At 68.9% G+C, this 13285-nt stretch carries 9 protein-coding genes; 3 read left to right on the forward strand and 6 right to left on the reverse strand.

Going from position 1 to position 13285, the window contains the following annotated elements; translation table 11 throughout:
* Positions 1-3 precede the first annotated feature (3 nt).
* The 3 genes from cydD to AC5RVD_RS14875 are packed head-to-tail and all read right to left on the reverse strand — an operon-like array spanning position 4 to position 6085.
* Positions 4-3393, reverse strand: a complete 3390-nt coding sequence (gene cydD / locus AC5RVD_RS14865; RefSeq protein ID WP_494127342.1) for a thiol reductant ABC exporter subunit CydD — start codon at positions 3391-3393, stop codon at positions 4-6.
* 5 nt (positions 3394-3398) lie between these two features.
* Positions 3399-4418: a cytochrome d ubiquinol oxidase subunit II gene (cydB, locus tag AC5RVD_RS14870; RefSeq protein WP_494113378.1), complete on the reverse strand. Its 1020-nt coding sequence runs from the start codon at positions 4416-4418 to the stop codon at positions 3399-3401.
* 32 nt (positions 4419-4450) lie between these two features.
* The gene (locus AC5RVD_RS14875) at positions 4451-6085 is read right to left on the reverse strand and encodes a cytochrome ubiquinol oxidase subunit I (RefSeq protein WP_494127343.1); all 1635 of its coding nucleotides are present in this window, start codon (positions 6083-6085) and stop codon (positions 4451-4453) included.
* Between the two features lie 190 nt (positions 6086-6275).
* Here AC5RVD_RS14875 and AC5RVD_RS14880 point away from each other — a divergent pair, with 190 nt between their 5' ends.
* Together AC5RVD_RS14880 and AC5RVD_RS14885 are read left to right on the forward strand one after the other, a co-directional pair.
* The gene (locus tag AC5RVD_RS14880) at positions 6276-6665 is read left to right on the forward strand and encodes a BlaI/MecI/CopY family transcriptional regulator (RefSeq protein ID WP_493977919.1); all 390 of its coding nucleotides are present in this window, start codon (positions 6276-6278) and stop codon (positions 6663-6665) included.
* A 5-nt stretch (positions 6666-6670) separates the two neighbouring features.
* Positions 6671-7654, forward strand: a complete 984-nt coding sequence (locus AC5RVD_RS14885; protein ID WP_494127344.1) for a M56 family metallopeptidase — start codon at positions 6671-6673, stop codon at positions 7652-7654.
* Here the strand turns inward: AC5RVD_RS14885 and AC5RVD_RS14890 are convergent.
* Positions 7651-9762 (reverse strand): DNA gyrase/topoisomerase IV subunit B, encoded by a 2112-nt coding sequence (locus AC5RVD_RS14890; RefSeq protein ID WP_494101634.1) that lies wholly within the window; start codon positions 9760-9762, stop codon positions 7651-7653. The two genes, AC5RVD_RS14885 and AC5RVD_RS14890, sit on opposite strands and share 4 nt — an antisense overlap.
* Before the next feature lie 250 nt (positions 9763-10012).
* Between AC5RVD_RS14890 and AC5RVD_RS14895 the strand changes: the two genes are divergently transcribed.
* Positions 10013-10234 carry a DUF7455 domain-containing protein gene (locus tag AC5RVD_RS14895; protein WP_494101633.1) on the forward strand — a complete coding sequence of 74 codons (222 nt, stop codon included), beginning with the start codon at positions 10013-10015 and terminating at the stop codon, positions 10232-10234.
* A gap of 237 nt (positions 10235-10471) precedes the next feature.
* Here AC5RVD_RS14895 and AC5RVD_RS14900 read toward each other — a convergent pair whose 3' ends face one another.
* On the reverse strand, positions 10472-11746 hold the full coding sequence (locus tag AC5RVD_RS14900; protein ID WP_494101632.1) for an RNA polymerase sigma factor: 1275 nt from the start codon (positions 11744-11746) through the stop codon (positions 10472-10474).
* 250 nt (positions 11747-11996) lie between these two features.
* Entirely contained in the window at positions 11997-13199 is a 1203-nt protein-coding gene (locus tag AC5RVD_RS14905; protein ID WP_494127345.1) for a DUF4192 domain-containing protein, read from the reverse strand.
* Positions 13200-13285: the final 86 nt, after the last annotated feature.

Raw genomic sequence — 13285 nt, forward strand, 5'->3', positions numbered from 1 at the left:
GCCTCAGCTTAGGGCAGCGGCGTAGCTGCCGGTAGCCAAATGCAGCCGATGCTCGCACCACGCGGCTTGCCGCTCGTCATGGGTCACCATGACCACTGCTTTACCGGCGAGCCCGCGGCGCAGGTCGGCCAGCAACGCGTCCGCCGCCTCGCGGTCCAAGTGCGCGGTCGGTTCATCCAGCAGCACCACGTCCGAGTGGGCCAGCAGCGCCCGGGCCACGGCGAGCCGCTGCCGCTGGCCGCCGGAGAGGAAGTGCCCGCCCGGGCCGATCCTGGTGCCCAGCCCGTGCGGCAGCCCGGCCAGGAATCCGCCCAGCCCCACGGCGGTGAGCGCCGAGCACATCTCCTCTTCGGTCGGCGCGTCCGTGGCCGGGCGGGCCAGCAGGAGATTGGCCCGGAGCGTTGAGTTGAACAGGTGCGCCTCCTGCGGCATCCACGCGATGGCGGACCGCGGCGCCCCGCCGGCCGTCCCGTTGACCAGGTAGTGCCCGGATGCCGGCGGCAGGAAGCCCAGCAGCACGCCAAGCAGCGTGGACTTCCCGCTGCCCGAAGGGCCGGTGACCGCCAGCCATTGTCCGCGCTCCACCCGCAGGTCCACTTTGGTGAAGGCGTCGTGGCGGGCACCCGGGTACCGGTAGGAAACGTTGCGCAGTTCGAGCGTTTCGACCGGGTCTTCCCGCCGCGTTTCGCTGGCCGGTTCTGCGCCGCTGCTGCCGAGTTCCGGCATGACGCGCGCGCCGGCCTGGCGCCAAGCGCCCCATTGCTGCACCGCGGTGTTCACCGCCATGAACGGTTCCGCCAGCGCCAACTGCATCAGGACGACGACGGCGGCCGCCCCCGGTACCGTTCCACCGGCGGAGCCGATCATCACCACGGCGGACAGGGAACAGGCCAGCACGGTCAGGGCGTGTCCCAGGCCCTGCGCCCAGGCGCTGCGCTGCACGGCCGCGGTGGCTTCCCGGTCCAGGCGGCGGGCCCGCAGCAGCAGCGGCCCGGCCGCCGTGTTTGCGGCCAGGTCCGGGGCTGCCGCCAGCAGGCGCGTGAAAGCGTTCAGCGACCTGCCCTTGACCCGCACGTTGGTCGCCTGGGCATGGCGGTCGGCCCAGCGGGTCACGGCGGGGGCACCCACCACGCAGATCCCCGAGAGCAGCAGCTGCCACCCCAGGGCCGCGGGCATCAGCAGGGCCGTGGCCACGCAGGACGCGGCGGCCACCAGCAGGCCCACCAGCGGGGCGAAGACGGCCCGGGGTGCGATGTCCCGCAGTTCGTCCACATCTCCGACCAGCCGTTCCAGGGCGCCGCCGCCGCGGGCCAGCCGCCGCCACGCCGCCGGCCGCTGCAGCAGCCCGTTCCACAGCCGGATCCGCAGCCGGTCGGTGCTTTCGAAGACGGCGTCGTGCAGCTTCAGCCGCTCCTGGTAGCGCAGGACCGAGCGTCCGATCCCGAAGAACCGGACGCCGACGATCGAGGTCATCAGGTACAGGATCGGCGGTTGCTCGCTGGCATAGACAATCAACCAACCGGACAGGCCCGCGAGCGCGACGGCGAAGAGCGCAGCGCCGAGGCCAAAGCACAACGCCGCCAGGAAGCGGGGGCTCCAGGGCCGCAGCAGCGCCGCTTGCCGCCAGAGGCCGGGTCCGGCGCCGGCGGCGCCCTCCCCCAACGTTTCCGTCCGGGAGCCTGCCGCGGCCCCGGGCGCGGGCCCGCCGCGTTCGGCCTCCGGTGCCGCGGGCCGCGCACTACCGGTACGAGCCGGGGCGGCAGGGGCTCCCCCGGACGCCGGCATCACCGGCACCACGTGGTCGGCGAGCGCCGCCGTGTCCGGGTCGTGTGCCACCAGGACCGTGGTTACCCGGCCGCGGAGCCCGTCCAGCGCGGCCTCGATCGCCCGGGCGCTGCGCTCATCCACGTGCGCGGTGGGTTCATCGGCCAGCAGCACGTCCACATCGGGGACATGTTCGATCCGGGCCAAGGCCCGTGCCACGGCCACGCGGCGCAGCTCTCCCGGGCTGAGGTCGCCGGTGTCCGCGTCCGCCAAGCCTGCGGCATTGACCCGCGCCAGCGCTTCCTCCGCCGCCGCACGCCCGGCCGGTCCTGGCAGCCCCGCGTACAGGGCCACCTCTTCGGCCGCCGTGGCTTCGGAGGGAACCGGGTGCTGCGGGATCCACGCGATCCGGCCGCGGTCGACGCCGGACACCTGGCCGGCCAGGTGGATGCCGGCCCCGTCCCGGCGCAGGCCGGCCAGGATCTCCAGCACCGTGGTCTTGCCGCCCCCGCTTGGTCCGGACAAGGCGGTGATGCGGCCGGCAGGTGCCGTGAAATCCAGCCCTTTCAGCACCTGGCCGCGGCCCGGGTAGCCGGCGGCCAGCCCCGCCACCCGCAGCTCCGGCGCTTCCCTGCCAGCGGCCCCGGACCGATGCCCGGCGTTCGGAGCGGGGACCAGCGGCCGGCCGGGCGACGCGTCCAGCACGGCCTTGCTGCGCTCGAGGGCTTCCAGTCCGTCTTCGCTCGCGTGATGCGCCGAGCCGAGGTCGCGCAGCGGCTGGAAACACTCTGGCGCCAGGATCAGGGCCAGCAATCCGGCTTCCAGTTCCATTTCGCCGTAGACCAGCCGGATCCCCACGAACACCGCCACCACGGCCACGGAAATGGTGGCGATCAGTTCCAGTGCCAGGGAGGACAGGAAGGCGACCCGCAGGGTGGCCAGGGTCCGCTCCCGGTAGGCGCGGGCGACGTCGCCCAGGGCCCTGGTCTGCGCGGCGGCCCGGCCCAGCCCGACCAGGACCGGGAGTCCGCGGGCCAGTTCCAGCAGGTGGTCGGACAGGCGGTCCAAAGCCGCGGCGGCCTGTTTCGTCCGGTCTTCGGTGTGCTTTCCGATCAGGATCATGAAGACCGGCACCAGCGGCAGCGTGAGCACCACGATCAGCGCGCTCACCCAGTCCGCGGCCAGGATCCGCAGCCCCACCAGCAGGGGCACCGTGGCGCAGGTCACCAGCGCCGGCAGGTACTTGCTGTAATAGTCGTCAAGGTTGTCCAGTCCCCGGGTGGCCAGCACGCTCAGGGCGCCCTCACCCGGGGCGGAGCCGTCGCCCCCGGCCGGGGAGCCGCCGCCGTCGTGCAGGATCCGCGCGGCGAGCCGGGCCCGCAGGTCCTCCTTGACCCCGGCCGCCGCCCGCTGCGCCGCGACGTCCTGGCCCCACGCCGCGGCCGCGCGCAGTACGGCGCCGAGGGCGCCGGGCAGCAGCACCGTATCCCAGCTGAAAGCCCCGGCCGCCACGCCCGCCACCCCGGCGGCCACCGCCGAAGCGAGCATCACCAAGCCGCCCGCCTTGGCCGCCGCGGCCAGCCCCAGCAGGTAGAGCGCACGTTTGCCGGCCGCGCCCGCCGGAAGCATCGGCTTCACTGTGCGGTGACGGCGTGTGCGGCGGGGATGGCGGATGCGCTCACGCGCTTGCGGAACACCCAGTAGGTGTACCCCTGGTAGACCAGCACCGCCGGGATGCCGAACAACGCCACCACACTCATCACGCCCAGCGTGTAGTCCGAGGACGACGCCGAACCCACGGTCAGGCTGAATGCCTCGTCGACGGTCGAGGGCAGCACGGTGGGGAACACCGAGGTGAAGATGGTTGCCGTCCCGGCGACCACGAAGGTACCGAGCCCGGCGAAGGAGAGCCCGTCCCGCCCGGCCTTGGCCAGCAGCCAGGCCGCCGCCGCACCGAGGGCGGCGACCAGCAGCGTCGCCACCGTCACCGCCTTGCCGTGGCGCAGCACCAACACGGCCGCCCAGGCGGCCATCGGCAGCAGCGCCACCGGCAGCCAGCGCAGGACCAGCGCCTTGGCCCGCAACCGGACCTCGCCGTCGGTCTTCAGCGCCAGGAACGCCGCCGCGTGCACCAAGCTGAAGCCGACCACTGCCAGCCCGCCGAGCACCGCATAGCCGTTGAACCAGGCGAACGGTCCGCCCACGCGGTCGCCGTTGGCGTTGAGCGGCAGGCCGGTGGTGGTCAGGGCGAGCATGGCGCCGACGCCGAAGGCCGCGACCAGGGAGCCCAGCGCGATCGCCCAGTCCCAGCGGGCCCGCCACCGATCGGTGTCCACCTTGCCGCGGTATTCGATGCCGACGGCGCGGAAGATCAGGGCCAGCAGCACCAGCACCAGCGGGAGGTACAGGCCGGAGAACAGGGCGGCGTACCACTCGGGGAAGGCCGCAAACGTGGCGGCCCCCGCGGTGACCAGCCAGACTTCGTTGCCGTCCCAGACCGGGCCGATGGTGTTGAGCAGCACGCGGCGCTCCGTGTTGTTCCGGGCGAAGCCGCGCATCATCATGCCGACGCCGAGGTCGAATCCTTCCAGGAACAGGTACCCGGTCCAGAAGAAGGCGATGACAATGAACCAAATGGTGGGCAGGGTTTCCATGTAGCCGTCCTTATCGATCCGTAGGAGCCGGTTCAGTACGCGAAGGAGAGCACATCATCGGTGTCTTTCCCATCGCCGTTGTTTCCGTCTCCGTCCTTGCCGCTGCCGCCGGTGCCGTCGCCGCCGTCGTGCTTGCCCGGACCATCCCCGGACGTCGCGTGCAGCAGTTCGGGCATCGCCGCGGGCACACCGCCGCGGCAGTAGGCAGCGAGCAGCTTCACTTCCACCACCAGCAGGGAGCCGTAGACCAGGGTGAAGGCGCTCAGCGAGAAAATCAGCTCCCCCAGCGAGACGCCCGGCGACACCGCCGCGGCCGTGAACATGAAGACGTTGTCGATGCCGTCGGGGTCCGGGTTGGGTGCGACGACGAACGGTTGGCGGCCCATCTCCGTGAAGATCCAACCGGCCGAGTTGGCGCCGAACGGGGCAAGGATTCCGAGCACGGCCAGCCGCATCAACCACTTCGATTCGGGCACGGTGCCCTTGCGCACCACCCACAGGGCGACGGCGGCGGCCGCGGCGGCCAACATGCCGAAGGTAATCATCATCCGGAAGCCCCAGTACGTGACTTCCATGACCGGCACGTAGTCGATTTCGCTGCCGGCGCGCTCGCCGTAGATCGGGTTGTCGGGCAGGTGCGTCCCGAAACGCTCCTGGTACTCCGGCAGCAGGCTGTTGATGCCCCGGATCTCGGTGTCGAAGTCGCCGTTGGCCATGAAGGAGAGCAGGCCGGGCAGCTCCACCACGGCGACCATGTCGTCGCAGTCGTTGGAGCCGAGGTCGCCGACCGTCAGGATGGAGAAACCGGTGCCGTCGTGGCAGGCTGCCTCCGCCGCCGCCATCTTCATGGGCTGTTGCTCGAACATCAGTTTGGCCTGCAGGTCCCCGGTGAGGGACACGCCGGCGAAGGAGACGACGGCGACGACCGCGCCGATCCGCAGCGAGCGGAGCCACACCTTGTGGTCGGCCGCATCCCTGCCGCGCGCCGGGTCCGATCCCACGACCACCGCGCCGTCCGGGCCCACGGTGTCGATCCCGTCGCGGCGGCGCTTCCACAGGTGGTACCAGCTGATGCCCAGCAGGAAACCGCCGGCGACCGAGGTGGCACCAAAGATTGTGTGCGGGAAAGCCACCAGCAGGGTGTTGTTGGTCAGCACCGCCCAGACGTCCACCATCACCGGCCGCCCGTCGATCATTTCAACGCCGACTGGATGCTGCATCCAGGAGTTCGCGGCCAGGATGAAGTAGGCCGAACAGACGGTGGCCAGCGAGGCGCCCCAGATGCTGAGCAGGTGCACCGCTTTGGGCAGCCGGCCCCAGCCGAAAATCCACAACCCCAGGAAAATGGACTCCACGAAGAACGCGAGCAGCGCCTCCATGGCCAGCGGCGCGCCGAAGACGTCGCCGACGAAGCGGCTGTACTCGCTCCAGGCCATGCCGAACTGGAATTCCTGGACCAGGCCGGTGGCCACACCCATGATGAAGTTGATCAGGAATAATTTGCCCCAGAACTTGGTCATCCTCAGGTACTGGTCCTTGCCGGTGCGGTACCAGGCCGTGTGCATGATCGCGACGAGCAGCCCGAGGCCAATGGTCAGCGGCACCATGAGGAAGTGATAGACGGTCGTGATACCGAACTGCCACCGCGCGATTTCCAGTGCTTCCATTGCCGATGCCTCCCCGGACTGAACTGGGTATCCGGACAGCTCCGGAAACCTTTTCTACAAGCCGTAGAACTTAATCTTCTACGAACTGTAGAACATTTGGGCGAAAGACGGTAAATTAGAGACCAAGAGCACGGTCGCGGAAAGGGTCTGCGCGCCGGCGATGCGACGTTAAGAGACGAAAAGGAACCAGATGGCTACTCTCGGAGATTTGGAACGGGCGGTCATGGACGTGCTGTGGTCCCAGAACGCCGCCGATCCTGCTGAAGCCGGACTGACGGCCAATGAGCTGCGCGACACGCTGGCACAGGTCTCCGCGGACGGTGCGGATGGCAAGGAGCTGGCCGTCACGACGGTGCTGACGGTCCTGTCCCGGCTTGAGAAGAAGGGACTGGTCCAGCGCGGCCGAGACATCCGCCCGCACCGCTACCGGGCAGTAACGAGCCGTGAAGAGCACACCGTGGAGCTGATGCACGAAGTCTTGGGCTCGGCCCCGGACCGCGAGGCCGTCCTGGCCCGGTTTATCGGCACGGTCAGCGACGAGGAAGCCGAAACCCTGCGCAAGATCCTCTCCTCCAACTGAGCTGAATGTTCCTGGCCTCCTACCTGCTGGCCGCCATGGCGGTCATTTTGGCGTGGCCGGCTCCCATCCTGCTCTCTCGGGCACGCTGGACAGCCCGCAGTCCCGGCACGGCGCTGGTGCTTTGGCAGGCCATCGCCTTGGCCGGCGGCCTGTCCATGATCGGGGCGATGCTGACGTGGGGCCTGGAACCACTGGGCGAACACCTGCTGGCCGGCCTCCGTGGACTGACCGGCCTTCTGCTTGACGACAGCACGGACAGGGGCCTGGACCTGGTGCACGTGTTCGCGCTCAGCGCCGCCCTGCTGCTCTCCGTCCACCTGGTCTTCACGTTGCTGCTGACCTACTACAAGATCCGCAAACAGCGCGGCCGGCACCGCGACCTGCTGAACCTGCTCAGCTCCCCGTCCGAGGACTCCCCGCGCACCTTGGTGATCAACCATCCGGCGCCGGTGGCCTACTGCCTGCCGGGCGGCGGCGGCTCCGTCACGGTGCTCTCGAACGGCCTGCTCGAGCTGCTCTCGCCGGACGAACTGCACGCCGTCATGACGCACGAAAAGGCGCATCTGGAACAGCGCCACGACCTGCTGCTGTGGGCCTTCGCCGCCTGGCGGGCGGCCCTGCCCTGGCTCCCCACGTCGAAGCTGGCCAGGACGGCCGTGAACGAGCTGATCGAGATGCTCGCAGACGACCATGCCCTGAAGACTTCGGACCGGGGGACGCTGGTGCGTGCCATCGCCGTCGTCGCCGCCGGTGAGCGGCCGGCGGCCACGGCGGGCCCGGCCGCCCCGGCCGCGGGCATCGGCGACCCTGCGAAGGCTTTGCTCGGCGCCGCCGAGGCGGAAACCCTTGTCACCGCACACCGGCTCCGGCGGCTGCTTTCCCCTGTTCCGGCCCTCAGCGGGGCAGCCCGGGCCGCGGTGCTGCTGGCCGCGGCGTTGCTGCTGGCGGTGCCGACCGCCCTGCTGGTGGCACCGGGACTGGCGGCCTAGGCGTCGATCCGTTCCCGGTCCAGCATCGAGGCGCCGGCCACGATGAACTCCTTGCGCGGGGCCACGTCAGAGCCCATCAGCAGGTCGAAGGAGCGCTCGGCGGCTTCGGCATCCTCGATCCGCACCCTGCGCAAGGTACGGTGGCGGGGCTCCATGGTGGTCTCGGCCAGCTGGTCGGCGTCCATTTCGCCCAGGCCCTTGTAGCGCTGGATCGGCTCCTTGTACTTCCTGCCGTCCCTCTCCAGGGTGGCGAGCAGTTTGTGAAGCTCGTTCTCGGAGTAGGTGTACACCACCTCGTTGGCCTTGGCGCCCGGATTGATGATCTCCACGCGATGCAGCGGCGGCACGGCGGCGAAGACGCGTCCGGCGTCGACCAAGGGGCGCATGTAGCGGAAGAAGAGCGTCAGCAGCAGCGTGCGGATGTGCGCGCCGTCGACGTCGGCATCCGTCATGAGCACGACCTTGCCGTAGCGGGCGGCGTCCAGTTGGAAGCTCCGTCCCGACCCTGCCCCCACCACCTGGATGATGGCCGCGCATTCGGCGTTGGAGAGCATGTCGCCCACCGAGGCCTTCTGCACGTTGAGGATTTTGCCGCGAATGGGCAGCAGAGCCTGATGGTCCGAAGAGCGGGCCAGCCGCGCCGTGCCCAAAGCGCTGTCGCCCTCGACGATGAACAGCTCGGAGCGTTCGACTTCGTTGGTGCGGCAGTCGATCAGCTTTGCCGGCATGGAGGAGGTCTCCAGCGCATTCTTGCGCCGCTGCGTCTCCTTGTGGACGCGGGCCGAAATCCGGGATTTCATCTCGCTGACGACCTTTTCCAGCAGCAGCGCGGATTGGGCCTTGTCCCCGCGGTTCGAGGACGCCAGCTTGGCGGACAGCTCCTTCTCCACCACCCGGGACACGATGGCGCGTACGGCGGAGGTGCCCAGGATCTCCTTGGTCTGGCCCTCGAACTGCGGCTCGGCCAGGCGGACGGTGAGCACCGCGGTCAGGCCGGCGAAGACGTCGTCCTTTTCGATCTTGTCGCTGCCGGCCTTGAGCTTGCGCGCGTTGGCCTCGATCACCTTGCGGAAGGTCTTCAGGAGCGCCTGTTCGAAGCCGGTCTGGTGCGTGCCGCCCTTGGGGGTGGCAATGATGTTCACGTAGGAACGGACCGTGGTGTCGTAGCCGATGCCCCAGCGCAATGCCACGTCCACCTCGCAGTCGCGGTCGACCTCGGCAATCTTGCTGTGACCGTTTTCGTCGAGTACGGGAACGGTTTCCTTGAACTTGCCGGAGCCGTGGAAGCGCCAGACATCCGTGACGGCGCTGTCGTTGGCCAGGTATTCGACGAACTCGGCAATCCCGCCGTCGTGGTGGAACACTTCCTCGATCGGGCCGTTCTCGCCGGCGGTGCCGGCCATCTTGCGCTCGTCGCGCAGCGTGATCTTCAGCCCCGGGACCAGGAACGAGGTCTGCCGGGCCCGGTTCTGCAGCTCTTCGTAGGAGAATTTGGCGTCCGGGGTAAAGATCTGCCGGTCGCCCCAGTACCTGATGCGCGTGCCGGTCACGCCGCGCTTGGCGGTACCGACCACTTCCAGCTTGGAGCCCGTGACGAACGGCTCGAACGTGGACTCCGGGCCCGGCCCCCGGGCCGTGTCGATGAACTTGCCCGGCTCGCCGCGGCGGAACGACATTTGGTACGTCTTGCCGCCGCGGTCCACCTGGACATCCAGGCGGGACGACAGGGCGTTGACCACGCTGGCGCCGACGCCGTGCAGTCCGCCGGAGGCGGTGTACGAGCCGCCGCCGAATTTGCCGCCGGCGTGCAGCTTGGTGAACACCACTTCGACGCCGCTCAGGCCGGTCTTTGGTTCGATGTCCACCGGGATGCCGCGGCCGTCGTCGTGGATCTCCACCGATCCGTCCGGGTGCAGCGTGATCTTGATGCTCTGCCCGTAGCCAGCCAGCGCCTCGTCGACGGAGTTGTCGATGATTTCCCAGAGGCAGTGCATCAACCCGCGGGAATCCGTGGACCCGATGTACATGCCCGGCCTCTTGCGGACGGCTTCCAGCCCTTCCAGGACGGAAAGATGGCGTGCTGTGTACTCAGACTTCGTTGGCGCCACGTGTACGAGTGCTCCTTGGCAGACAGAACTGCGGTCCTTGGCCGCGGTCCGCCGCGAATAACGGACCGTTACTAGGCTAATCCCCTTTGCGGGCGGGCTTGTGCACCGCGCCGGGGCGCACGCCGGCATGTGACGCAGCTCCCGGCTGTTACCGACACGTGATACGCGGTGAGCGAAAGTGACCCCATCTTGCGAAGATTTGCGTGCTTCGGATGGTTCTATGGATAGACGCACTCGTAAGGAGGTCATCATGACGACAGCAGTAGCCCCCCGTGAACTGACCGCATTGGACCGATGCGACCGGTGTGGCGCCCAAGCCTATGTACGGGTTGTCCTGGCCTCCTCCGGCGGCGAACTCCTCTTCTGCGGGCACCATGCCCGGCAGCATGAGCCGCAGCTTCGCTCCAAGGCCTCGGAATGGCAGGACGAGACCGGCCGGCTGACCGAAAAGGCCGGCGCCGCCGCCGAATAGGCTCTCCGGGAACAGCTGCAGCCGCAGCCCGTTCCCGGTGCGGTCCGACAGGTCCGCGCGGTACCCCGATCAAAGGGCGCCGTTCCCCGCAAGGGGAACGGCGCCCTTTGCGTTTCCAAAAGCATTTCCGCCAGAGCACCCGGGCCTGGACGGCGCGGCCCTCTGCCCTTCCGCTGCACCCCCGGTTAACGCAGCAGGGCCGGCCCCCGCGGGTGCCGGCCCTGCTGCGCAGTCGGATCAGTCCAGGTAGTCGCGCAGTACCTGCGACCGCGACGGGTGCCGCAGCTTGGACATGGTCTTGGATTCGATCTGGCGGATGCGCTCACGGGTGACGCCGTAGACCTTACCGATTTCGTCTAAAGTCTTCGGCTGGCCGTCGGTCAGCCCGAACCGCATGGCCACCACGCCGGCTTCGCGCTCGGACAGCGTGTCCAGCACCGAGTGGAGCTGCTCCTGCAGCAAGGTGAAGCTGACCGCGTCGGCGGGAACCACAGCTTCGGAGTCTTCGATCAGGTCGCCGAACTCCGAGTCGCCGTCTTCGCCCAGCGGCGTGTGCAGCGAGATCGGCTCGCGCCCATACTTCTGGACCTCGACGACCTTTTCCGGCGTCATGTCGAGTTCCTTGGCCAGCTCTTCGGGAGTCGGCTCGCGGCCCAGGTCCTGGAGCATTTGGCGCTGCACGCGGGCCAGCTTGTTGATGACTTCCACCATGTGCACCGGGATGCGGATCGTGCGGGCCTGGTCCGCCATGGCGCGGGTGATGGCCTGCCGGATCCACCAGGTTGCGTAGGTGGAGAACTTGAAGCCCTTGGTGTAGTCGAACTTCTCGACGGCGCGGATCAGGCCCAGGTTGCCTTCCTGGATCAGATCCAGGAACAGCATGCCGCGGCCGGTGTAGCGCTTGGCCAGCGAGACCACCAGGCGCAGGTTGGCTTCCAGCAGGTGGTTCTTGGCGCGCTTGCCGTCGTGGACAATCTGCTCCAGGTCGCGCCGCAGGCGCGTCTCCATGGTGCCGTCGTCCTTGGCCAGCTTCTCTTCGGCGAAGAGACCGGCCTCGATCCGCAGGGCGAGGTCGACTTCCTGCTCGGCGTTCAGCAGGGCGACCTTGCCGATCTGCTTCAGGTAGTCCTTGACCGGGTCTGCGGTGGCACCGGCGGAGACTACCTGCTGGGCGGGGGCGTCGTCGTCGTCGGCGTCCGAGTAAACAAACCCGGAACCGGTCTCGCCTTCCTTGCCCTTCTTGGCGCCCGTTTCCTCGGCGGCTTCTACATCTTCCTCCGTGGGCTCCGGCTCAGCTTCGGGATCCTCGTCGACTTCATCCGTAGCCAACCCGGCGGCGTTCGCCTCATCCTTTTTGGCAGCGGCACCGGGCTTGCGGCCGCGCCGTTTGGGAGCAGCTTCCGCCGCTGCCGCTGACTGGGCGCCCGCGCGCTTGGTCGTCGCGGACTTTTTCGGAGCGGAGGCAGCAGTCTCCTCATCGGGAGCTGCAGCAGTCTTCTTGTCCGGTGACACAGAGAACCTTTCGTACGGCGGTCTGTGACGCTACCTGCGGGTAACACCACTATGACCCTGTCAAGTCCGTGAATGACTTCAAACCAAACCACGGACGCAGGGTCTGCAAGGCATAACCTGTTCCGCGGCGACGGTATTCCCGCAGGACCTACCGCTGTTTGAAACACGAACCCAACCGGGTCTCGGTTCCCATTGTCTCACGATTCAGACCGCCGGATGAACTGATTTTCGACCGTCGCGGACGCCGCGGTCATGCCGCCAGGTGCCTCCGGCCCGGCCAGGCCGTCTCCCGCCGGCGTGCCCACACCGGCAGCATTCCGCTGCCCGCCAGTTCCTGGACCAGTTCCGCAAGCCGGTAGCCAGGCATTTCGCGCAGGCATGCTTCCGCCCGTTGGTGCGCATGCGAACCGCGCCCCCGTGCCCATTCGATCCAGGCATGCAGCGTGCCGGCGGCGGCGCGGGAGCGCCCCGTTCCGACGGCGTGCAGGTGTTGGAGCAGGTGGGCCGTGGCATCCACGCGATCCCAGTCCGGAGCGTGGGGCGAGTCGCCGATCAAGATCCTTGACCACCCCCGGGCCGCCGCAGGATCACCGGATCCGGGCAATGGCTCCGTGGGCGGCACCGCGTCCGTCGCCCCGTCCGGGTCCTGGAGGAGGCCGGACGCATCCGCCCACCGGTACGCGGTCTCGGGGCTGCTGCAGGCGAAGATGGCAACGCCATCCCGTACCGCGTAGTCGGTCAGGCTCGCGAGCAGGAATGCCTGTTCTTCCGCCGTGACGGTTCCGGCCCGGTGCGCCGCCAGGGAATGCTCCCAGCGGCAGAGGGTATGGAAGTAGAAGGCCGGATGGGTCCACCCTCCCGCGCGTCCCTCGGCCAGCCGATCCGCCTCCTGCTGTATCCCGGCCACCACAGCGGGTGCCGCGGACGTTGCCGGTGACGGCGCTTCGGCGGCCTCCGCCGCGGATGCCGCATAGGTGCTGCCGCTGTAGACGAGTTCGGCGTTCAACGCACTGTCCCGGATCTGTGACACCGGCCGGCCGGGCATCGGGCAGCATCCGATGTCGCCGCAGTAAAGCTCGCGCCAGTGCTGCGGGCCCACCGTCCAGCCCCCGCGCACCGGCAGTCCGGCGGCGGACAAGGAGCGGCCGAGGGAGGCTACGAGTCGGGCATGAGGCGGCCGGTCCGGCGAGCGCCAAGGGCGGTCCGTGTAGAGAATCAGCAGCGCGGAATCGGCGTCCTCATCGGAACGCAGATAGTCCGCCGCTGTGTCGGTAAACAGCTCTAGGTGGCAGCTGTCCTCGCTGGTAGGGAGGTCCAGGCGGAGCGTCGCGCCCAGACGGCCCCGGGAAAGGGCCAGCAGCACCACGCTGCCGGCCGGAAGGAATCCCAGCGCATGCGGCACGAAACCCAGGACGTCGACGGGCCGGCGGGCGGTGAACTTCTTCTTCTCCATGACAGGAGCCTTCCGCTGCGGCCGACCCGGCGGCTAGCCGACGGGTCGCCGCTGTGGACGGTGGCCCTGCCGAAGGCCCTGTGGAG

The sequence above is a fragment of the Arthrobacter sp. THG-b23 genome, assembly GCF_059091265.1.

What these genes read in the sequence shown, in the direction of transcription:
- cydD (WP_494127342.1), bottom strand. Translation starts at nt 3,393, where the DNA reads ATGCTTCCGGCGGGCGCGGCCGGCAAACGTGCGCTCTACCTGCTGGGG.
- cydB (WP_494113378.1), bottom strand. Translation starts at nt 4,418, where the DNA reads ATGGAAACCCTGCCCACCATTTGGTTCATTGTCATCGCCTTCTTCTGG.
- AC5RVD_RS14875 (WP_494127343.1), bottom strand. Translation starts at nt 6,085, where the DNA reads ATGGAAGCACTGGAAATCGCGCGGTGGCAGTTCGGTATCACGACCGTC.
- AC5RVD_RS14880 (WP_493977919.1), top strand. Translation starts at nt 6,276, where the DNA reads ATGGCTACTCTCGGAGATTTGGAACGGGCGGTCATGGACGTGCTGTGG.
- AC5RVD_RS14885 (WP_494127344.1), top strand. Translation starts at nt 6,671, where the DNA reads ATGTTCCTGGCCTCCTACCTGCTGGCCGCCATGGCGGTCATTTTGGCG.
- AC5RVD_RS14895 (WP_494101633.1), top strand. Translation starts at nt 10,013, where the DNA reads ATGACGACAGCAGTAGCCCCCCGTGAACTGACCGCATTGGACCGATGC.
- AC5RVD_RS14905 (WP_494127345.1), bottom strand. Translation starts at nt 13,199, where the DNA reads ATGGAGAAGAAGAAGTTCACCGCCCGCCGGCCCGTCGACGTCCTGGGT.